This is a genomic window from Alteromonas sp. Cnat3-28 (genome assembly GCF_022348265.1).
GTDB classification, from domain to species: domain Bacteria; phylum Pseudomonadota; class Gammaproteobacteria; order Enterobacterales; family Alteromonadaceae; genus Alteromonas; species Alteromonas macleodii.
Window position 1 is genome coordinate 166,367 of sequence record NZ_JAKREY010000009.1, and the last position, 21,310, is coordinate 187,676.

Genomic DNA, 21,310 nt, shown 5'->3' on the forward strand with positions numbered 1-21,310 from the left:
CACATTAGTTTTCGTTGTCTTAACGATGAAAAAAAGCCGTGCTGATAATGCTATGCAAATGATGAGTAAAGCGTAAACTCAGCGCTACTTTAATCGTGTTTGTAAATTGAACAAACACGCCCTTAATTGTAACTGACAACACACTATTTAGAAGCGAATTACATGCACAATACACTGATTGTTACTGATGATGTTACTCCTTTTTGTAACACAGCTTTAACCGTGCTGACTTTTCAAGATTATCTTGCTGAGTTTCCAAAGTTGAACGAGCCCAAAACACGCGTTATCAATATTTGTGATACCACGCGTTACTTAAGCGAAGGGTACTATTGTTCACTTTTGGCTCAGGCACGTAATCACTCTGTATTGCCTTCTGTAAATACCATTAACGATTTACGCATGGCGGAAGAGAAAAGTATCGATCGCATCGTCTTCTCTTTGTCGGTATCTCAAGACAATACGGAAATTACTGATGAGCCTATATTAGTACTTTTCGGCGAAGTGAAAGATCAGCGCTTTAAGCGTTTGGCGCGCCAAGCGTTTGAAAAATACCCGTACCCTGTTTTAGTGTTAAGCCCAACAGTTACCGATACGAAAGTGTCGCCTAAAGCCACGGGTAAAGTACAAATTGAAGGCTTTGCAAGCGTACAGGCAAAAGCGTTTAAAGACTTAGATGCCAAGCAACAAGCGCGTTTCATTGAGCAATTAGAAGCACATACCAAAATACAGTGGAAGGCTGGTAAAACGAGCAAGCGTACTCGTTGGGACATGGCCATTTTGGTTAACCCAGAAGAGAGCACGCCGCCTAGTGACGAACGCGCCATTAAAAACTTTGTTAAAGCAGCTGAAAAAGTGGGCTTTCGCGCAGATGTGGTGAGTCGCCTGTCGCAAGAAGAATTGGGTCACTATGATGCATTGTTCATTCGTGAAACGACGGCGATTGACCATCATACTTACCGTTTAGCGCGTGCCGCAGAGCGAGAAGGCATTGTGGTTATGGACGATACGCAGTCAATTCTGCGCTGCTGTAACAAAGTGTACCTGCAAGATGCGTTTGCTTATCAAAAAGTGCCAGCGCCGAAAGCGACGTTTGTATCGAGCGCTACTGATGAAGTATGCGAAAAACTCATAGCTGACTTTGGTTTGCCGCTTGTTTTAAAACTCCCAGAAAGCTCGTTTTCCCGCGGCGTGCATAAAGCTGAAAATAAAGAAGCGTTAAAAACGCGCTTAGAACAAATGCTGGCTGAATCGGCACTTGTTTTGGTTCAGGAATATATATTCACTGAATTCGACTGGCGAATTGGTGTATTAGGTGGCAAACCTATTTACGCTTGCCAATACTTTATGGTGCGCAACCATTGGCAGATATACAACCATCAGGGAGACCGATTCTCTTCGGGGGGATTTGCCACAATGCCAACGTTTGAAGTACCTAAGCCAGTACTACAAGCCGCTATCAAGGCCGCTAAAGCGGTGGGTGACGGCTTATATGGTGTAGACATCAAACAAACCGGGAATGCGGTTTATGTTATTGAAGTGAACGACAACCCTAGTATTGACTCGGGTGTGGAAGATAAATATTTAGGCAAAGAACTGTACGAATTAATTATGCAGGAATTTGCTGACAGGTTGGAGCAAAGAGGGCGATGATTACATCGGCTGAGCGAGTAATTGAAGTGAATAATGCAAGTCCACAGGAAAGCGCAAATCGTGCATTTGGCCTAGCTGAGGGCGCATCTAATACTAAATCGACAAATGGTGCCGGTGTGCCTTCTACGCAGTCGAGTGTAGTGCTACGCGTTGCGACATTACACGATCTTGCTTCGCTTCAGCACATAGAGCAAACTTGTTTCACAACCGACAGGCTAGGTAAAAGCCGTTTCAAATTTTACATTGATGCACAGCACGCAGAGCTTATTGTGGCTGAGCGTGAGCCGTCGACTTCAAGTTCTAACCTCGACAAAAATAAGCCGAGTGTAAATAGTATTGTTGGCTATGGACTGTTGCTGCTGCGTCGTGGAACGCAGCTCACTCGACTGTATTCTATTGCAGTTTTGCCTGAGGCGAGAGGGCTTGGCGTTGCTGAAAAGCTCATAAATAGCTTGGGGGAGCGGGCGCTTTTGCGGGGAAAGCGATTTATGCGCCTGGAAGTGGCAGTAGGTAATGCTGGCGCCATTGCTCTATACAAAAAATTAGGGTTTAGTCAGTTTGGTATGTATACCGATTACTACGACGATCACACTGACGCATTACGTATGCAAAAAGTGTTGGTGCCGAGTAAATCAGTTAAGCCAGAGGTTTATCCGTGGTACCAACAAACGACTGATTTTACCTGCGGTCCATCAGCATTAATGATGGCAATGTGTGCATTGAACAATCGCTATGAAATGACCCAAGAAAAAGAACTATCGTTGTGGCGTACTGCTACCACGATATTTATGATGTCAGGTCATGGCGGTTGCCACCCGGTTGGATTAGCGCTCGCCGCGGTAAACGAAGGTTATGCAGCGAAAGTGGTCATCAATCAGGATGTCCCGCTTTTTGTTGATGGCGTTAGAGATACTAACAAGAAAGCGATAGTCGAAAATGTTGAGTCGCAGTTTATGGCAGAGGCACGTAGAAAAGGCATTTCTGTTGAAATCTCTGACTGGCGAGTTGATGTTATCGACCAAACCCTAAAAGCTGGCGGGGCAGTATTGTGCTTAATCAGCACATACGCGTTCGATAAGAAAAAGGTTCCGCATTGGGTTGCGGTGACTAGCTGCGATTCTCATTGCTATTATCTGCACGATCCAGATGCGAGTGAGGGGCAGCCTGTCGAGTATCAACACATTCCGGTTGCCCGCGAAGACTTTCTAAGGCTTGCCAGCTATGGCACGCGTAAAGTAAGAACATTGGTACTCCTTAAAAAGAAAAAGTAACACGAATTTTTGCTTAGGCCTGAGGCACGGAGAATGCTTGAGGCCTCATACCATTAGTTCGCAAAGATAAATACCCACTTAACGAAACTTAACATAGCCATAACCTTGGCGTGCTTACCCAAGTATTAGTGATGTACTTGCGTAACATTAACCTTTTTATTTAGCGTTTTAAGTTGTTTTACTAATTGAGAAAGCTCTTTCACCGAACCTGAATAATCAATGTGCTTATTCATTTCCTGGCCTTTCACAGCACTTCTATAAAGCGCCTCAGTTTCAAAACACGCTGTTTGCTCATTTAACGTGTTCCATTCCGCTTTTAGGTCGCTTGGAATACAGTGACGTTTTGCAATAATTTTGTCTTTTATTTGCAACACTTTCCCGATTAATAATTGTGCATCTGTTGGCATAATAATATCTCCTGTATAGCTTTTTGTGCTTAAGTTGCTGTTTATCAAAGGCATTAAGTGTTTACTTTGATAGACGTAGTGTAAATTCAGCAACATCTCAACACACACTCATAATAAGTGTTGCAGCAAAGATGCCAACTCTTACTAGTAGATGACTTAGAACACGCCAAGTGTGCCTAAATGCGGATCGCGACTGTTGAGGCTCACTAGAGCGAGAAAGAGAGCGAGGAAAAGAGATGAAAAGAAAACGAGGAAAAGCTATACGAAAAAAATAGCTAGGCCGGCTGACGGATAGAGAAAGGTCCGAGTGATCTTAGTGCATGCCGTGTATAACGCCTTGAAATCTCGGGCCATGAAATATCAAAGCCATGCAGCTCATTAAGATCTAATGTGTTGGTTTAGTGGGACTGGTAGAAGTGGCTTTCTAAAAAAATAATAAACCACGTATTAACAAGATAAACCCAAGTGCTATTTATAAGCGTAGCGCTTGGGTTTATTCTTAATATTCTTAACCTGACAATAGCAGAAGTGTGGCGTCCAAATTAACAGATTAAGTAAGATAGCGGTAACAAGGCTGAACACAATTGACGAAGGTGTGAGTGGGACAGAGGGGCTGAAATTTTCTAACACGCGCTTCAGCGTACCATATTGAGAAGGCGAGGCCATAAACACAAGCTTTTCGAAGTAATGACCGTGCTCTAGCTTCCTTATGCCTTGCTCTAAAGTGGTGATCTGGGCGAAGCGTGTGGCTTTCATCGAGGCATTCTCTCGCACAACTGGCTCACTGTTTTTCTGTAAGCTTTCAAGCATGGCTTCAACCGAAGAAAAACCATGCTGCTTGGCGAGCGCTGACGAACTAGAAACTTCATCTCTCAGTGCATCATAATAACCATTGAGGTATTGACGATAATGATCCGCCAAGATGGGGACTTGAAGTGTAATGATAAACAAGACTGCAAATACAACTTTATCTAAAACACGTACTATCATTCAAATCTCGCTATAAACACTCTGCATTAATGATCTAATTAGTGACCCGCTTTAAAGTTGAATGCTCACTCTATAACAAAACTAACATCAACCCTCGAGCCATCTGACGTCAACTGGTGGTTCAAAACTCGTATTTCACCCAAGGAGATAGTTAGCGTAACAATCTCACACACTATTTCAAGGCGGTGTAAATCGCATGGGTCAGCTTACTTAACTGCTCGGAAGATATAATGTAAGGAGGCATAATGTATACCAATTTCCCGAATGGCCGTATCCACACGCCATGTTTCACAAAATGGCGTTGAATTTCGGCAACATTGACGGGATTTACCGTCTCGACTACCCCTATAGCACCTAACACCCGTACGTCAGCGACTCGCGGCAAGTCTGCACATTTTGCCAATTCGGTTTGTAATTGTTTCTCAATGACAGGAACTTGTTGCTGCCAATGATTTTCGTTAATGAGCGACAGACTGGCATTGGCCACCGCGCAGGCTAACGGGTTGCCCATGTAGGTTGGACCGTGCATAAAGACGCCAGGCTCCCCTTGGCAAACCCCTAAAGCCACGTCTTCGGTACACAAGGTCGCGGCCAGTGTCATATAACCACCCGTAATCGCTTTACCCAAACACATGATGTCAGGCGAAATACCTGCATGCTCACAAGCGAAGAGCTTACCTGTACGGCCGAAGCCAGTAGCAATTTCATCGCAAATTAAAAGTACGTCGTAGGTATCGCAAAGCTGTCGGCAGCGCTTTAAGTATTCGGGGTGATAAATACGCATGCCTCCCGCGCCTTGAACAACAGGTTCTAGGATAAGGGCTGCCATCGTGTGGTGATGCTTTTCAAAAATCTCTTCAAGCGGAAGAATGTCATCTTCGCTAAACGTTTGGCCAAAGCGAGTTTGAGGGGCGGGCGCAAAAATCTGCTTGCTTAGTACACCCTCAAATAAACTATGCATGCCGTTAACGGGATCGCACACACTCATTGCGGCAAAGGTGTCGCCATGGTAGCCATTGCGCGGCGCGACAATGCGTGACTTCTCTGAGCGTCCTTGACACGCCCAATACTGAATCGCCATTTTTATCGCAACTTCAACAGACACTGAGCCAGAGTCTGCTAAAAATACACGCTCTAACCCTGCCGGCACCATGTTAAGTAACGATTTACACAAATCTACCGCCGGCTGGTGGGTAATACCGCCAAACATAACGTGAGAAAATGCGTCAATTTGCTTGTGCGCAGCATCGTTGAGTACAGGATGGTTGTAACCGTGAATAGCTGCCCACCAGCTAGACATGCCATCTACTAGCACTTCACTTGTGGCCAAGGTAAGTTCAGCGCCTTTTGCACCAACTACTTCATAGCAGGGAAGGGGATTAACCGCCGAGGTATAGGGGTGCCAAATGTGTTGTTTATCAAATTCTATATTGTTCACAAAATAACCACTAGTAAAGATTTTAAATTGGTCAGAGTTGACAACTCGATATTGGGGCATAGACTAAGCCAGCAATAATAATTAGTAAAGGACAGTCAATGACGCTGGCTAGTGCGCCTTCTGCGCAAACGACAACTATTCGAAACGATTGGACCAAAGCCGAAGTTGAGGCTTTGTTTGCGATGCCATTTAACGATTTACTGTTTAATGCCCAAGTAGTGCATAGACAGCATTTTAATCCGAATGAAGTGCAGGTCAGCACGCTTTTGTCGATTAAAACCGGTGCTTGCCCTGAAGACTGTAAGTACTGCCCTCAAAGTGCTCGGTATGATACGGGCCTTGAAAAAGAACGATTACTGGAAATTGAAAAAGTCATCCAGCGTGCGAAAGAAGCAAAGCAAGTGGGCTCAACCCGTTTTTGTATGGGGGCTGCTTGGCGAAATCCACGCGACAGAGACATGCCTTACATTTTAAAAATGGTTGAAGAGGTGAAAAGCTTAGGCTTAGAAACCTGCATGACGCTGGGTATGTTAACCCGCGATCAAGCTGTGGCCTTAAAGCAAGCGGGCCTTGATTATTATAATCACAACCTTGATACCTCTCCGGAATACTACGGCGATATTATCACTACCCGTACTTACCAAGACCGATTGAATACTTTAGAAAACGTGCGTGCTGCAGGCATGAACGTTTGCTCTGGGGGAATTGTTGGCATGGGAGAAACGGTGAGCGATCGGGCTAGTATGTTAGTGCAATTAGCAAACCTTCCTGAGCAGCCTCAAAGTGTACCTATTAATATGTTGGTTAAAGTAAAAGGTACGCCACTCGATAGTGTAGAAGACTTGGACTATTTTGAGTTTATCCGCACTATTGCCGTTGCTCGTATTATGATGCCTAAGTCACATGTGCGCTTGTCGGCAGGCCGCGAAGCAATGAACGAACAAATGCAGGCGCTTTGTTTTATGGCAGGCGCGAACTCTATTTTCTATGGCTGCAAGCTGTTAACCACGTCAAATCCAGATACCCATGAAGATGTAATGCTGTTCAAAAAGCTTGGTATTAATACTGAGCGTACAAGGGATTACTCAGACGAAGCACATCAACAAGTGTTAGAAGAAGAAATTGCCCAGCAACAAGAACAAGACGACAGTAACGACTTGTTTATTGATGCAACCAAGCCTAAGGTAGCGCCAAAGAAACAGCATTTAACGGAGGCGTAATGGCCTTTCACTGGTTAGACGATTCGCTGAGCGCGCGTGCCGAGCAAGGCTTGCTGCGCCAGCGCCACTGCCAACAATACGAAAAAGACAACATTATTTGTATTAACGGTGAGCACTATCTTAACTTTTCAAGCAATGACTACCTAGGCATGCGCCAGCATGAGGGTGTATTGCAAAGTTGGGTTGAGGGGCTAGCGCAGTTTGGTGGTGGCAGCGGTGCATCGCCTTTGGTAACTGGGCACACACAGGCTCACTTGGCGCTAGAAGCCTACATTGCCGATGGGTTAAACCGAGAAGCTGCGCTGTTGTTTAACTCTGGCTTTGACGCCAATCAGGCACTGTGCATGGCACTTTTTCCTCACATGTCTCACCCTAATAAAAGCGCGAGTGCGGGTCATATTATTGCCGACAAGCTGATGCACGCTTCGTTTCTAGAGGGGGCACAGTGTGTATCTGACAGCGCTAAGCTTCGCCGTTTCAAGCACAACGATCTAAGTCATTTAGAGAGCCTGCTATCAAACGTTTGTCACAGCCAGGTGCCCGATACGGTTGGTAATTCTGATGCAAACCAGCAAGACATTCTGATTGCCAGTGAAGGCGTGTTTAGTATGGACGGTGACGTAGCGCCTTGCGAAGGCATCGCTGAACTGGCCGCTAAATATAATGCATGGTTCATGTTAGACGATGCACACGGTATGGGGGTATTGGGTGAAAACGGCTTCGGCACAGCAGAAGCACTAAACTTAAGCCAGCAACAAGCGCCTATTGTTATGGGAACATTTGGCAAAGCAGTGGGCACGGCCGGCGCCTTTATTGCGGGAAGCCAAACCCTAATTGATTATCTGGTGAATTTTTCTAAACATTATGTGTATTCCACTGCCATGCCACCAGCACAAGCGGTCGCGACGTTGTACTCTCTTACACATATCGCCAGTGATACTGCCCGCCGCGAAACGCTGCATAACAATATCGCCTATTTCAGAGACTCGTTTCAAAAGCGCTTTGGACAGACACTTAATACAAGCGAGAAAGGCGATGCATCAATTGAAATCACTTTGGGGCAGTCGCAAAGCGCGATCCAGCCCATTATTGTTGGTAGCCCAGAACGTGCAGTTGCACTAAGTGAGGGGCTAAAGCAGCGCGGTATCTGGGCAACGGCTATCAGGCAGCCTACTGTACCGAAAAACCAAGACAGGCTGCGCATAACGCTTACGTCAAATCATACATCACAAGATATTGACGTATTGCTTGATGCGCTAGAACTTTCACTTAATAACTTTCTGTTAAGTGAGACTTCAGTAGAAAAAGAATCAGACAGCGCTGTGAATACTCCTGACTCTGTAAGTAAAAAAGAGATGTAACGATGTCACTAAGTCCCGCTATAAAAGCTGCTATGTCGGCAGAATCGAGAAGTCTCTTCGACGGTAAGCTGGCGTGCGACGCGGCACAGGCGGCTTTTAAGGCAAACGGGGCTTTTTCGTCCGAGACATCTTTTGAATCTGAGAGAGCGACTAACGCTAAAGGAACTCTCACAGTTAAAACTGCTTACCCTTCTGATTGCTCTTCTAAAGCTGCGGCACATTTAAATGCTGAAGAAAACGCTAAGACTGAGGGCTATATTCCAGCTGAAGGCTCTGCAAAAGCTGAACGCGATGATACTGCTTCAGCAATTAACGAGCAGGACGTTGCACATCGCTTTTCAAAAGCAGCCGCGCAGTACAACAGTATTGCAAGTGTTCAGCGCATTATTGCCAAGCAGGCAATAAGAAACTTACCTATAGCCTTACAGGGGACGGCTCTTGATATTGGCTGTGGTACAGGCATTCATACCCAAACCCTTGCAAGTAAAGGTGCAGCTGCAACTGGCGTAGATATTGCCGAGGGCATGTTGGCGCAGGCCAGAAAAATGTACTCTGACCCCATTTTTATTCAGGGTAGTGCTGTAGATTTGCCTTTCTGTGATAGCCAATTTTCAACCGTATTTTCATCTATGGCGCTTCAGTGGGTTAGCGATACTGGGCTTGTTGCTACTGAGATAGCGCGAGTGCTTGAAAAGAGTGGTATTGCCGAGCTGGCGATTATGGTGGCGGGTTCATTTAGTGAGCTTAAAACGGCGCGCAAAGTAGCGCAGCTTCCGCAAGCCGAAACCTATATGCCGACAACCGCACAATGGGTAAATGGCTTTAAGCAGTCGGGCCTTTCTTTGCAACGGGTGATTACTAAGGACTATGTCGATACTCACTGCAATATTATGTCGCTATTGCGCTCTGTGAAAGGGGTGGGGGCAGGTGAGACCGGCCGAAAACAACCGCCGCTCACCCGTCGAGATATTAAAAAATTAGCTATGGCTTACAGCAATATGAGCGGTGTAGAAAGTAAGTTACCGCTTACCTACCGCGTGAGTCATTTTAGATTGGAAAAACGATGAAGCAGTATTTCATTACCGGTACCGACACCGAAGTAGGTAAAACCTATGTTACCTGCCAACTACTACAAGCTGCGCAAAAATCCTCGTTAAGCGCCATCGGCTACAAGCCTATTGCAGCCGGATGCGAACAGATAAACGGCGAGTGGGTTAACGAAGATGCGCTAAATATTCAGAAAGCGTGCTCCAAAATACGCGCAAACAAAGCCATTAAAATTACAGACAATAACGAGCTAAAAAGCGCAAATGAAAAAAACGAAGAAAGTGGACAGACACTTCCTTTGCATCAAATAAACCCAATTGCACTAAAGCCGGCTATTGCACCACATATTGCTGCCCTTGAAGAAGGTGTTGCGTTAACGTTTGACGAGATTGCAAAAGGGCTTGACGAACTGCACGCCTATCAACCAGATCTTTTGTTAATGGAAGGTGCAGGTGGGTGGCGTTTACCGCTAACGGTAGGTGATGAGTATACGCCCACTTACTATCTTTCTGATGTCGTGAAAACACTCAAAATGGATGTGATTTTAGTTGTAGGCATGCGACTAGGTTGCTTGAATCATGCGCTATTAACCGCAGAAGCAATTCGCGCCGATGGACTTACCATTAAAGGATGGGTTGCGAACGACATCACGGGTAACATGACGCGATACCAAGAAAATCTGCACTCTCTTAAAGCCATGTTACCCGAACCGCTACTGGCAGAAATTCCTTACCAGGTAGCGCCCAACGATGAGGCGTTATTCGCCGCTATCAAGCAAATAAGTTAAATCATCACCTGAATGAATTGGCGTTTTTTCTTCACCTAGAAAGATAAAGCCGTCTTTTTCACCCACTAGGGTAAGTTGATTATGAGTAAGGCGCAGCGCTGTACCTTCGCGAATAGCAACTACTGGCGTGGTTGGATTGAGCGTGGTGAACTCTGCCAAACGTTGGTCGCGGGTTTCGCCATTGTGACCCGGCGGCTGATAATCGGTGTAATGCGGGTTTAACTGAAACGGCACGATATCTAGTGCATCAAAACTCGGCGGCTCGATAATGGGCATGTCGTTAGTGGTTCTAATTGATTGACCACAAATATTCGAACCTGCACTCCAGCCAATATAAGGCGTACAATCGGCGATGGCGTGCTTTATTGGCACAATAAGCGCGTTTGCATAAAGGGTAGAAAGCAGGTGAAAGGTGTTTCCACCGCCTACAACAATGGCTTGGCCGTTTTTCTTTGCGTTATTTACCGCGGCAACCGGATCTTCAACGGAATGTAGCCCAGTAACCTTGCACTCTGGCAGGGCGGTAGCAACGGCGTCTACATAGCTATCGTACGTTTGAGTGACGGCGGCATAAGGAACAAATAGAAGGTCGCGAATTTCGCCTAAGTGTGCAAAAATAAGCGCTCTAGCGTGCTCTAAGTAAGCCTCGTCGCCTTGACGTGAGCTACTTAGCATAAGTACATGTGCGGTCATACTAACTCCACAATTTTTCTGACGGCGTATCATACGTGAAACTAGGCATAAAGTTTAGTCGCGCTCCGTCACTGCGTTGAAATAGGATTTTGAATGAAACAATCTACATCGGTGTTGTTCGTGTGTTTGGGTAATATTTGTCGTTCTCCAACCGCAGAAGCCGTGTTCAAACACAAGGCTGCACAAGCCGGATTAAATATTGAAATTGACTCAGCGGGAACCCACGGCTATCACATTGGTAACCCGCCCGATAAGCGTTCGCAAGCCGCAGGCGTAGAACGAGGCTACAGTTTCAAAGGGCTAAAATGCCGACGTGTGGATGAAAGCGACTTTGAGCGATTTGATTTCATTCTTGCCATGGATAACAGCAACCTTGCTAATTTGCACGGTATGTCGCCTAGCCAGTACCACGATAAAATTAAGCTGTTTCTTGATTTTGCAAATGCAGACGATAAAGAAGTACCTGATCCATATTATGGCGGCAAGCGCGGCTTTGAGCTGGTGTTGGATCTTATCGAAGAAGCGTCGGACGGTTTGATTGCGCATATTAAACAAACCCAACAACAATAAACGCAAGTCACATTCATAAACCATCTCGAAAGCCCACGTTGAGAACCCGTATTGACAATGACAGAAACTAAACGCACCGCCGTCACTTTGGTTGTAATAACAGTACTTTTGTCACTCGTCATAGGTGTGGTAGGGATTGTTAGCGTGACAGGGCTGTCCGATACGGCGGCTGAACTAAAACAGCATATTATTGTTCAGCTTCAAATACCGCTTATTCTTACTGCGTGTTTAGTAGGAGCAGCACTGTCTACAAGTGGCGCTACCTTGCAAGTAGTGCTGCGAAATCCTTTGGCAGACCCGGGAATTATCGGCATTACGAGTGGCGCAAGCTTGGTTGCTGCGCTTTTGCTACTGCTAACCCCACAATGGGCTACAGCGTACCTACACTATTTGCTGCCTTTGGGATGTTTTATTGGTGCGTTGTTATCTACATTTATTATCTACCGCTTAGCAAGAAAACTGCTGGGTTCCTCTACGGCTGTTATTCTAGCGGGTATTGCCATCTCTACTCTTAGCGGCGCCGTTATAGCGTGGCTTTACATGTTCAGCGACGCTAATGCCCTGCGCAATCTTACTTTCTGGTTAATGGGTAGTTTGTACCAAACTAACTGGTTAATTTTGTCAGTGGGCGGCCCGTTAATCGCTGTTGCTGTCGCATTACAGCTTTATTTCGCTGGCGATTTAAACAAGCTCTACGCCGGTGAACTTGCAGCAAAAAGCAGTGGTGTGGATGTGGAAAAACTCACTGAGCGCGCACTCATTGTCTGCGCTATTGCTGTAGGTACTGCGGTGTCTATGGCAGGCTCTATTGCTTTTGTTGGCTTGTTAGTACCGCATATCTTACGTTTGATCATCGGGCATAATAATCGCTATTTGTTGCCGTTAAGTGCATTGAGTGGTGCAAGTCTGCTGATGCTGGTTGCGTTAAGCTCTGAAATGACCCGTGCCATTACGCTTCCGGTGTCTATGGTAACAGCTACGTTAGGCGGTCCATTATTAATTTGGGCATTAGCTAAAGGTCAAATAAAAGGGTAGTGGAGGGGAAATGAAATGACGACAAAAAATTTTAGACCCCAGCAACGCCCTGATTCTGGCAGCAATGAACGAATAAATGCTAGTGAGCAAGACACCATAATTACTAACCCTAAGGAAAACGTTAGCGTTAAAGATGACGTTGCTGATTGCAATAGCCCAGCGAATAGCCATAACCTAGCAGATAGTCGTACCGTTTTAAGCTTACAGAATGTAAAAGTTGCATCGCGACTTTCGGTGGAAGGTTTACGTGCAAAAAAAGGCGAGTGCGTTCACATTATAGGGCCAAATGGGGCAGGGAAATCAACGCTGTTGCTTACCCTTGCGGGCCTTATTGACGCTGATGAGGGCACCGTCATGCTGCTAGGTAAACCAATGAACGATTGGTCGCTGGCAACACTTGCGAGTGTGCGCACCTTATTAGCGCAACAAAGCGAAAGTGGTTTTCACTTGTCGGTAAAAGAATACCTAAGCTTTTATGCAACAGCACAGCAAGATGAACTAATTCCTCCGGTTTTAGAAAAAGCACTCGAAATATCGGGTTTCTTGAACCAAATTGTCACCCAGCTTTCTGGCGGTGAGCGTCAGCGAGTAGAAATTTGTCGTTCGCTTTTGCAAATATGGCCGCAGTTAGAGCGCGGAGAGGGGGTTGTGCTTTTAGACGAGCCATTGCAAGGACTTGATATAAGACATCAATATGCACTGGCTAGTTTGGTAAAATTGCTTTGCGATAAAGGGAATACCCTACTTATGACGTCTCACGATATCGCGCTAAGTGCCAACTATTGCGATAGTTTATGGCTTATACAAAAAGGTTGTATGGTAGCGTTCGGCAAGCCACAAGAGGTGGCCACGCAAACAAACTTAGAAAAAGTGTTTGAATGCCATTTCGCTATAAGCAAGCACGATAACTTTCTAGAAATTCAAGTTTGCGCACCTATTTCCCTAGAATAAATGTGGTAAAGTGCCCCCAGCATTTTTTTAGATTCACATTTTCACATTAGACTGATTAGAAAAAAGCGCTACAGACGCACTGTTAAGCGCGTTACAGTCTTTTTATTCGAAGCATCTAGCTTCAATAAATATTTTCAGTAAAACGTTTGCCCTACGTTTTTTTATTCAGGAGAACACCGTTGAGTAATTGGCAAGTAGACAGTTGGAGAAATAAACCTATTCTTCAGCAACCAGAGTACGACGACAAAGTACGTTTAAAAGAAGTAGAGCAAACATTAAGTTCTTATCCACCGCTTGTATTTGCTGCTGAAGCCCGTGAGCTTAGACGCCAGCTAGGTGAAGTAAGCTTGGGTAAAGGCTTTCTTTTACAAGGCGGTGACTGCGCTGAGTCGTTTGACGAATTTAATGCGCCTAAAATTCGCGATACCTTTAAAGTTATTCTTCAAATGGCCATTGTGCTTACCTTTGCTGGTCGTTGCCCGGTAACCAAGGTTGCCCGTATGGCAGGCCAGTACGCCAAGCCGCGCTCATCAGATTTCGAAACCCGCGATGGCGTGACCTTGCCAAGCTATCGTGGTGATATCATCAACAACTTCGAATTTACCGAAGCGGCCCGTCGACCAGATCCTGACCGTTTGTTGGAAGCCTACCATCGCAGTGCGTCAACACTGAATTTACTTCGCGCGTTCGCGCAAGGTGGTTTGGCCGACCTTCATGAAGTTAACCGCTGGAACATGGCGTTCGTTGAAAACAATCCGCTTAAAGAGCGTTATTCTGATATGGCCAACCGTATTCAAGATACCCTTGAGTTTATGGATGTTATTGGTATTAACGCACAAACCAGTTCTACGCTGCACGAGACCTCACTGTTCACGTCGCATGAAGCATTGCTGTTGAACTATGAGCAGGCGCTAACACGCATCGATACCCTTACCGGTAAGCCTTACGATTGTTCGGCTCACATGGTGTGGATTGGCGAGCGTACCCGTCAACTTGACCATGCGCACGTTGAGTTTTTCCGTGGCATTCACAACCCAATTGGTGTGAAAGTGGGGCCAAGCATGCAAGAAGACGAGCTTATTCGTTTGATTGATGCGCTTAACCCGCTAAACGATCCAGGTCGTTTAACGCTAATTACGCGTATGGGCGCCGATAATTTAGCCGACAATTTGCCACGCTTATTGCGTAAAGTGAAAGCTGAAGGCAGACACGTAGTGTGGAGCTCTGACCCGATGCACGGCAACACGTTCTCGGCATCTAGCGGCTATAAAACCCGTAACTTCGATGCAATTTTGAAAGAAATTAAGCAGTTCTTCCAAGCTCACGAAGCAGAAGGTACTCACGCAGGTGGTATTCACCTTGAAATGACCGGTCAGCACGTAACGGAGTGTACAGGCGGTGCTTATGAAATTAGCGATGAAGACTTAGCGCAAGCCTACAAAACGCAATGCGACCCGCGCTTAAATGCAGACCAAGTACTTGAAATGGCATTCTTGGTGGCTGATCATTTGCGTAATGCTTAAAGTGACCAACATCGCATTGGCAAGTTGAAGAAACGGCATCATTGGGATGCCGTTTTTTTTACCTAAATTTTACGCGTATATTTGAGGTTAGGTTGATATGCTCATTGTGTTGAAGTAAACACGATTGACCTATGACCCAATTTAAACACGGTTTCTATACACTCTTTATTATGGCTGTGGCTATTTTAGGGTGTTTAGCACTTAGCAACTGGTTACTGCCGCTTGGCGGTATTTTGCTCATTCTACAGCTTGCGTGTGCCATTGTGGCGTTAACGACCTCAAGGTTTTACGGCTTGCTTGCAGGGGTAGCCGGAGCACTGAGCTTTAATTATTTTTTCACCGAGCCTTTGCACTCATTTCAAATTGCAGAAGTTGAAGACAGCATAAATTTTGTCGTTTTCATCATTGTAGCCATCCTCATTAGCGAGCTTGCTGTCTACGTTAATTCTCAACAACATGCACTACAGGTTGTTAAAACACAATCTAGTGTCCTGCGATCTGTGTCCCACGATTTGCGTACGCCGCTCTCTACCATTATCGGTTCTGTTGAAACCTATATGACATATCAAGACAAGCTTGATGACATTGAGAGACAGGCACTGTTAAAAGGGGTTCACGATGAAGGTAAACGCCTTTATGTTTACGTTGAGAACCTGCTTCAAGCCACACGAATTGAGCATAACGCGTTAGCGCTAAATTTAACCCATGTAAACCTGACTGCCTTTTTAGCTAACCTTGAAAGTCGTATTAACAGTGGACGACTAAAAGTGATCAACAACAGTGACAGTCGCGGTATAACTGTGTCTGAATCACTGTTTGAACAAGCTTTATTTAACGTAATTGATAATGCCCTTAAATTCAGCGATGACAGTGTATTGCTGATGGTTAGCCACTCTGATGGAGAGTTTAAGTTTCAAATAGCCGATAAAGGCGAAGGGATCAGCGATGAACAGCTACAAGCGCCAATACAGCTTTTTCAAACCAGTCGTCGCAGCGATAGTGGAAAAGGCGGCATTGGCTTAGGGCTAAGCGTAGCAGCAGGTATAGTTCACGCCCATAGTGGTGCTATCAAGCTGTCGAATACCACACCAGGCCTTCTCGTCAGTATTACAATTCCAAAAAGGGATTAGCGCAATGAGCCACACCATTCTACTTGTTGAAGATGATGCGAATATTCGTCAGATGCTGAGCATTGCGCTAGGTGCAGAAGGCTACCTTTGTGTTGAAGCTGCTTCGGTTCGAGAAGCTCTGTCATTGTTTAATCAGCACCGTCCTGACCTTGTCATACTCGATTTAGGGTTACCTGATGGTGAGGGGAGTGAAGTACTTAAACGCATAAGAGAATCTAGTCGCCTGCCAGTGCTCGTGTTGTCTGCAAGAGATCAGGAGTTAGACAAAGTCGACTTGTTGTCCCGGGGGGCCAATGACTATGTTAGCAAGCCTTTTGGGATCAGAGAGCTTGTCACCCGGGTGAAAGTACTGCTAAGAGACTTCAATCCTGTGGTTGAGCCCACAACGCCCACACGACAGATTGGCAAGATAGCATTGGATATTACCGAGCGACGGCTGCTCGTTGAAGGCGAAGTTATCGCGCTGGCCCCAAAAGAAGTTCAGCTTCTTGACGAGCTCACAAAACAGCCTGGGGCGTTTGTTAGTCAGCAAGAATTGTTAAGAAGAATATGGGGTCTGCATCACAGTGAAGATACCCACTACATCCGCGTTCTTGTAAGACAGCTAAGAAAGAAGATAGATCCGTTCGAGAAAGATTTAATAGAGACAATGCCTAAACAAGGCTACCGAATAGTGGTTGATAAACCGGAGGCTAATTAATGTCGCACTTTAGTGTAATTGGGCTTGGCAAGTTTGGCTTAACGGCCAGTTTAGAGTTAATTCATATGGGACACACCGTTACAGGAATTGACCAAAGTGAAAAGCTGGTTGAACAGTATGCAGGTGAGTTTACACAGTGCGTTGTGTGTGATGCCAGTGATGAGCGTGCACTCAAGGAATTAAACTTGTGTCAGAGCGAAGCCGTGCTTGTTGCTATTGGCGAGGATATGCAAGCTAGCTTACTGTGTACGTTGGCACTAAAAAACTTGGGCGTAGCCAATATTTGGGTGAAAGCTAATAGCTCTGCTCACCACGCTATTTTATCCAAGCTGGGTGTGTCGAAAATTATTCATCCTGAAGAAGAGATGGGAGCAAGGGTGGCGCAAGCGCTTAACTACCCAATGGTTAATGACTACTTGGGTATAGGGCACGGCGTTTATATCGTTGATGTCATTTTGTCTGATCACTTTTCTTCACAGCGCTTAAAAGACGTGCTGTCCGTCGGTAAGGGGCAAGTCTCTTGTTTGTTAGTTAAGCGAGGTCACCAGCTACATCATAATCCATCATTAGACTTTGAAGTTACTTCGAAAGATACCGTTATTCTCTGCGGCCATAGAGAGAACCTTGTTAAAATAGCGCCCAGGCTAGCACAATGAACAGATGGGATCCTGGCTACAGACCGATAGAGCGCTCGCCTAAAGGTATCAATAAAATTCAGGTAGGGCCGCCTCTTATTCTCTCCCTAAGCTTTGTGGCGGTGATTTTCTTAGGCACCGTTATCTTAAAATTACCAATGATGACTCATGAGCCCATCTCGTGGATCCAAAGCCTATTTACTTCCACATCGGCGGTGACAGTAACGGGTCTTGTGGTAGTCGATACCGGATCTGTTTTTACAACTGCTGGACAAGCGGTGATTGCGGTTTTAATTCAGCTGGGGGGCTTAGGGTTGATGACGTTTGCCATCGTCACGCTCATTGCCTTAGGAAGTAAAATAAGTTTCTTGCAGCAATCGGCAGTGAAGGAGGCGTTTAATCAAACAGATTTATCAACGCTTGTATCTACAGCAAAGTCGGTACTGATTTTTGCATTCTTCGTTGAGTTTGTGGGTTTTTGTATTCTGTCGGCCTACTGGATGCAGGAAAAAGGAGTAAGTGAAGCGTTATTTCACGCGTTTTTTTACACCATCTCTGCGTTCAACAACGCAGGATTTGCACTTAGTGGGGATAGTCTTTCCGCCTATGTGGGAGACCCGATTATCAACATCACTATTTCTGCATTATTTATTATTGGTGGTCTCGGGTTTTCCGTTTGGATAGAGCTTCATAAAAAGCGCAGATGGCAACGTATCTCTGTGTATGCCAAGACAATGATATTGGGTACGCTAATTGTCAATGTAACCGCCTTTTTGCTTATCTTTGTTATTGAAAGTGATAATCCTGCAACCTTGGCGAACCTCGATACTCAAAGCGCATTATGGGCATCATGGTTTCAAGCTGTTACTCCAAGAACTGCCGGATTTAATACGCTGGATATAGCGTCGTTAGAAGATCCAACGACAGCATTAATGTTGTTGCTAATGTTTATCGGCGGGGGCTCAATGAGTACCGCAAGCGGTATAAAACTGATGACTTTCATCGTTTTGATCATTGCCGCATACAACTATATTCAGCGGGGAGCTGCGCCACGACTCTTTGGCAGAACAATTTCAAATGACACTATCAGCAAAGCGCTAGCGCTTACGATGATTTCCATAGGTATTACGTGGATAGCTATTTTTCTTTTATTAATGTCAGAAAAAGCTGACTTTTTGGATATCGTGTTCGAAGCGGTTTCTGCTCTTGGGACCGTGGGTCTTTCCAGAGGGCTAACTGGCGAGCTGTCAAACAGTGGTGAGTGGATCATTATCTTACTGATGTACGCGGGTAGATTAGGGCCTTTGACATTGGCTTATTTTATTGCCAGCCCTCGAATAAGCCGCATTAAATACCCAGAAGCTAAACTAGCAATTGGTTAACCTGCAAAAATAGCGGCTCGTTCATCTTCACATAAAATACCGACGAAGATGGTTTCTCTTCTTAAGTTGGCTGTGCGCTCGTCGTCAGCCAAAAGAAGCGCCTTAAATACGTCTGGTTGATGGCGAGCCTCAATTATTCCTTTCCAAAGAAGGTAGCTTCCATAGCGCATCATTTTGTTGTGATAACGGGTTTCTAATGTTTTTTCGACTTCTTCAAATAGTTCTGGTTGCAACATCAGTTTGTCGGCAATGGCATTATGTATTTTTTTGATGCGTTCGTTTACGTCACTTCGACGTTGCTTTCTGGGTCTTGCTAACATAAATCATCATATGGTTAGAGTTTACGCATTTTGCCATTAGGGGGCGCTGAGTCCCCTTGTGATTGCTAGTCATCATTTAATAGCGGTTCTACAACAGACTCTAAGCCGTTTAGCTTAATTTCATACATTAAAGCGAGCTGTTCACCAAGCTTGTTTTCTGGAAAGCCTTGCTTGTGAAACCAGACCAAATAGGGTTCAGGTAAATGAAATAGGCGTCTTCCAGCGTATTTGCCAAAGGGCATCACTTGGTTAATAGCGGCTTTGATAAGCTTTGGGTCCATTTACTGATTGCCTTTTACATTTTCGTTTTGGTCTAGTTGTTCAACTTCACGCAGTTGTGCTTGCCATAGTGCTGCGTATTCACCGTTTCGCTCGAGCAAGGAAGTGTGTGTCCCTTCCTCTACTATGGTACCGCGCTTAAGCACCAGTATCTTGTCTGCATCGACAATTGTAGAGAGTCTATGGGCTATTACTAAGCTGGTATGGCCTTTGGCGGCATCGCGAAGGGCCGATAAAATAGCGCGTTCAGACGTGCTATCTAACGAACTGGTGGCCTCGTCAAAAATCATAATAGGCGCACCTTTTAGTAAGGCTCTTGCGATAGATACTCGCTGCTTTTCGCCACCTGAAAGTTTTAGCCCACGCTCGCCCACAGTAGTTTCTAGCTTATCAGGCAGGCTTTCTACAAATGTTTCTAAATGGGCGAGCTTAATAACGTGTTTAATCTCGTCCTCGCTCGCATCAGGATTACCGTAGAGAATGTTCTCCAACAAGGTAGTGTTAAACAGAACAGTATCTTGGGGCACGATACCTATGTGTGAACGCAGACTCTGTTGGGTGACCGACGTAATATCTTTCCCATCTATAGTAATTTCGCCCTGTTTAGGCTCGTAAAAACGAAAAAGCAGCTTCATCAGCGTCGATTTTCCCGCTCCGCTTTCCCCCACTACCGCAACCTTTGCACCGGGGGGCACCTCAAAGCTCAAGCCGTTAAGTATTTGTCGATTCTCGGTATACGCAAAATGTACATTGCTAAATCGCAGTGCCGGGTTGGCGCAAGTTAATTCTGTGGCATCGTCTGCATCTTTTATTGCTGGCGTTTGTGCGAGAAGGTCGAACAATTTATCGATATTGGCAAGGCTTCCTCTAATTTCTCGATAAACAAACCCTAAGAAGTTTAACGGCATAAAAATTTGCATGGTGAAGGCGTTGATCAATACAAAGTCGCCTATGGTCATTTCTCCATTTATTACACCAAAGGCAGCATTAGCCATCATCGAGGTCATGGCAATTGCGATTATGGCAGCTTGGCCGCCATTGAGTGCAAACAGCGACAATCGGTTCTTCCTTCGAGCCTTTTCCCATGTTGCTAAATCGGTGTCGTAACGATGTGCTTCAAACGATTCGTTGTTAAAGTATTTTACGGTTTCAAAATTTAGCAGGCTGTCTACCGCTCGGGAGTTGGTGGTGGAATCGGCTTCATTCATCTGTGTAACAAACCGGGTGCGCCAATCCGTTGCTTTCATCGAAAATCCGATATAAGCCACCACGCTAAGCACAATAATTAACGCGAAAGATACGCCAAATTGAAACAAAAGTAAGCCAACAACAAGGGCTATCTCTAATAGGGTAGGGACAATATTGAACACCATAAATCGCATGAGAAAACTAACGCCGTTGGTACCGCGCTCTATATCCCGAGATAAACCGCCTGTACGTCGATTTAAATGAAAGCCTAAGTCTAGGTTGTGCAAATGCTTGAAGACTTTTAGTCCTAATCGACGCATGGCGCGTTCTGTGACACGACCAAATAGCGTATCGCGCACTTCACCGAGCAACACGTTTAGCAGGCGCAGCGCTCCATACGCGACTATTAAACTTATCGGCACCGCTAAAGCGAGGGTGGTTAAGTCGCCATTTAAGCTATCGACGGTGTATTTCAATACATAGGGTAGGCCAATGCTGGCAAGCTTTGCTGCTACTAGGCACAGTAGAGCAAGAAATACACGGTGCTTGAACTCTAGGAGATAAGGCCAAAGCTGTGAGAGAACGTGCCATTTAACAGGTTCGTCGACATTGGTAGGAAAACGGTTTTTTCTCATTTTATAGTGTGCTTTATTATTGTGTTTACAGTGTTAGGAACGCGCTGATTCAAAAAATCGCTTTTCGTAAACGGTGTAATAGATATTGAGCTAACCTG

21 protein-coding genes are annotated in these 21,310 nt (G+C 45.4%); 14 read left to right on the forward strand and 7 right to left on the reverse strand.

What is annotated here, in order from left to right; all coding sequences use genetic code 11:
* The first annotated feature begins 162 nt into the window (after positions 1-162).
* The gene (locus MHM87_RS11335) at positions 163-1,650 is read left to right on the forward strand and encodes a RimK family protein (RefSeq protein WP_239259119.1); all 1,488 of its coding nucleotides are present in this window, start codon (positions 163-165) and stop codon (positions 1,648-1,650) included.
* The gene (locus MHM87_RS11340) at positions 1,647-2,921 is read left to right on the forward strand and encodes a GNAT family N-acetyltransferase/peptidase C39 family protein (protein WP_239259121.1); all 1,275 of its coding nucleotides are present in this window, start codon (positions 1,647-1,649) and stop codon (positions 2,919-2,921) included. The genes MHM87_RS11335 and MHM87_RS11340 overlap by 4 nt, the downstream gene beginning before the upstream one ends.
* Before the next feature lie 125 nt (positions 2,922-3,046).
* Here MHM87_RS11340 and MHM87_RS11345 read toward each other — a convergent pair whose 3' ends face one another.
* The 3 genes from MHM87_RS11345 to bioA form a co-directional block, all read right to left on the reverse strand.
* Complete coding sequence (locus tag MHM87_RS11345) at positions 3,047-3,328, reverse strand: hypothetical protein (RefSeq protein WP_196494329.1); 282 nt, start codon at positions 3,326-3,328, stop codon at positions 3,047-3,049.
* 468 nt (positions 3,329-3,796) lie between these two features.
* The gene (locus tag MHM87_RS11350) at positions 3,797-4,318 is read right to left on the reverse strand and encodes a DUF2937 family protein (RefSeq protein WP_049585901.1); all 522 of its coding nucleotides are present in this window, start codon (positions 4,316-4,318) and stop codon (positions 3,797-3,799) included.
* Positions 4,319-4,490: 172 nt separating this feature from the next.
* Complete coding sequence (bioA, locus tag MHM87_RS11355) at positions 4,491-5,816, reverse strand: adenosylmethionine--8-amino-7-oxononanoate transaminase (protein WP_239259123.1); 1,326 nt, start codon at positions 5,814-5,816, stop codon at positions 4,491-4,493.
* A gap of 38 nt (positions 5,817-5,854) precedes the next feature.
* On the opposite strand from bioA, the gene bioB reads away from it, so the two are divergent.
* From bioB to bioD, 4 genes are read left to right on the forward strand one after another with little or no spacing between them, the layout of a single operon-like run.
* Positions 5,855-6,976, forward strand: a complete 1,122-nt coding sequence (gene bioB / locus MHM87_RS11360) for a biotin synthase BioB (protein ID WP_239259125.1) — start codon at positions 5,855-5,857, stop codon at positions 6,974-6,976.
* Positions 6,976-8,337, forward strand: a complete 1,362-nt coding sequence (locus tag MHM87_RS11365; protein ID WP_239259127.1) for an 8-amino-7-oxononanoate synthase — start codon at positions 6,976-6,978, stop codon at positions 8,335-8,337. The genes bioB and MHM87_RS11365 overlap by 1 nt, the downstream gene beginning before the upstream one ends.
* 2 nt (positions 8,338-8,339) lie before the next feature.
* Positions 8,340-9,404, forward strand: coding sequence for a methyltransferase domain-containing protein (locus MHM87_RS11370; RefSeq protein ID WP_239259129.1), 1,065 nt, complete (start codon positions 8,340-8,342; stop codon positions 9,402-9,404).
* Complete coding sequence (gene bioD / locus MHM87_RS11375) at positions 9,401-10,171, forward strand: dethiobiotin synthase (protein WP_049585905.1); 771 nt, start codon at positions 9,401-9,403, stop codon at positions 10,169-10,171. The genes MHM87_RS11370 and bioD overlap by 4 nt, the downstream gene beginning before the upstream one ends.
* Here the strand turns inward: bioD and pepE are convergent.
* Positions 10,142-10,864, reverse strand: coding sequence for a dipeptidase PepE (pepE, locus tag MHM87_RS11380; RefSeq protein WP_014978798.1), 723 nt, complete (start codon positions 10,862-10,864; stop codon positions 10,142-10,144). The genes bioD and pepE overlap by 30 nt on opposite strands.
* A gap of 93 nt (positions 10,865-10,957) precedes the next feature.
* Between pepE and MHM87_RS11385 the strand changes: the two genes are divergently transcribed.
* The 8 genes from MHM87_RS11385 (at position 10,958) to MHM87_RS11420 (ending at position 18,790) form a co-directional block, all read left to right on the forward strand.
* Positions 10,958-11,434 (forward strand): low molecular weight protein-tyrosine-phosphatase, encoded by a 477-nt coding sequence (locus MHM87_RS11385; RefSeq protein ID WP_014948910.1) that lies wholly within the window; start codon positions 10,958-10,960, stop codon positions 11,432-11,434.
* A gap of 57 nt (positions 11,435-11,491) precedes the next feature.
* Positions 11,492-12,469, forward strand: a complete 978-nt coding sequence (locus tag MHM87_RS11390; RefSeq protein ID WP_039233513.1) for an iron chelate uptake ABC transporter family permease subunit — start codon at positions 11,492-11,494, stop codon at positions 12,467-12,469.
* Positions 12,470-12,484: 15 nt separating this feature from the next.
* Entirely contained in the window at positions 12,485-13,420 is a 936-nt protein-coding gene (locus tag MHM87_RS11395; RefSeq protein WP_239259131.1) for an ABC transporter ATP-binding protein, read from the forward strand.
* Between the two features lie 179 nt (positions 13,421-13,599).
* The gene (locus tag MHM87_RS11400; RefSeq protein ID WP_014978802.1) at positions 13,600-14,943 is read left to right on the forward strand and encodes a 3-deoxy-7-phosphoheptulonate synthase class II; all 1,344 of its coding nucleotides are present in this window, start codon (positions 13,600-13,602) and stop codon (positions 14,941-14,943) included.
* Positions 14,944-15,074: 131 nt separating this feature from the next.
* The gene (locus MHM87_RS11405) at positions 15,075-16,073 is read left to right on the forward strand and encodes a DUF4118 domain-containing protein (protein ID WP_156078139.1); all 999 of its coding nucleotides are present in this window, start codon (positions 15,075-15,077) and stop codon (positions 16,071-16,073) included.
* 4 nt (positions 16,074-16,077) lie between these two features.
* On the forward strand, positions 16,078-16,773 hold the full coding sequence (locus MHM87_RS11410; protein ID WP_239259133.1) for a response regulator transcription factor: 696 nt from the start codon (positions 16,078-16,080) through the stop codon (positions 16,771-16,773).
* Positions 16,773-17,429 (forward strand): TrkA family potassium uptake protein, encoded by a 657-nt coding sequence (locus tag MHM87_RS11415; RefSeq protein ID WP_014948916.1) that lies wholly within the window; start codon positions 16,773-16,775, stop codon positions 17,427-17,429. Before MHM87_RS11410 ends, MHM87_RS11415 begins: the two co-directional genes overlap by 1 nt.
* Positions 17,426-18,790 (forward strand): TrkH family potassium uptake protein, encoded by a 1,365-nt coding sequence (locus MHM87_RS11420; protein WP_239259135.1) that lies wholly within the window; start codon positions 17,426-17,428, stop codon positions 18,788-18,790. Before MHM87_RS11415 ends, MHM87_RS11420 begins: the two co-directional genes overlap by 4 nt.
* Here MHM87_RS11420 and MHM87_RS11425 read toward each other — a convergent pair.
* The 3 genes from MHM87_RS11425 to MHM87_RS11435 all read right to left on the reverse strand — a co-directional run bounded on the left by MHM87_RS11425 (position 18,787) and on the right by MHM87_RS11435 (position 21,212).
* Positions 18,787-19,110 carry a hypothetical protein gene (locus MHM87_RS11425; protein WP_239259137.1) on the reverse strand — a complete coding sequence of 108 codons (324 nt, stop codon included), beginning with the start codon at positions 19,108-19,110 and terminating at the stop codon, positions 18,787-18,789. The two genes, MHM87_RS11420 and MHM87_RS11425, sit on opposite strands and share 4 nt — an antisense overlap.
* 65 nt (positions 19,111-19,175) lie before the next feature.
* Entirely contained in the window at positions 19,176-19,391 is a 216-nt protein-coding gene (locus tag MHM87_RS11430) for a DUF3820 family protein (protein ID WP_239259139.1), read from the reverse strand.
* Positions 19,392-21,212, reverse strand: a complete 1,821-nt coding sequence (locus MHM87_RS11435; protein ID WP_239259141.1) for an ABC transporter ATP-binding protein/permease — start codon at positions 21,210-21,212, stop codon at positions 19,392-19,394.
* Between the last annotated feature and the right edge of the window lie 98 nt (positions 21,213-21,310).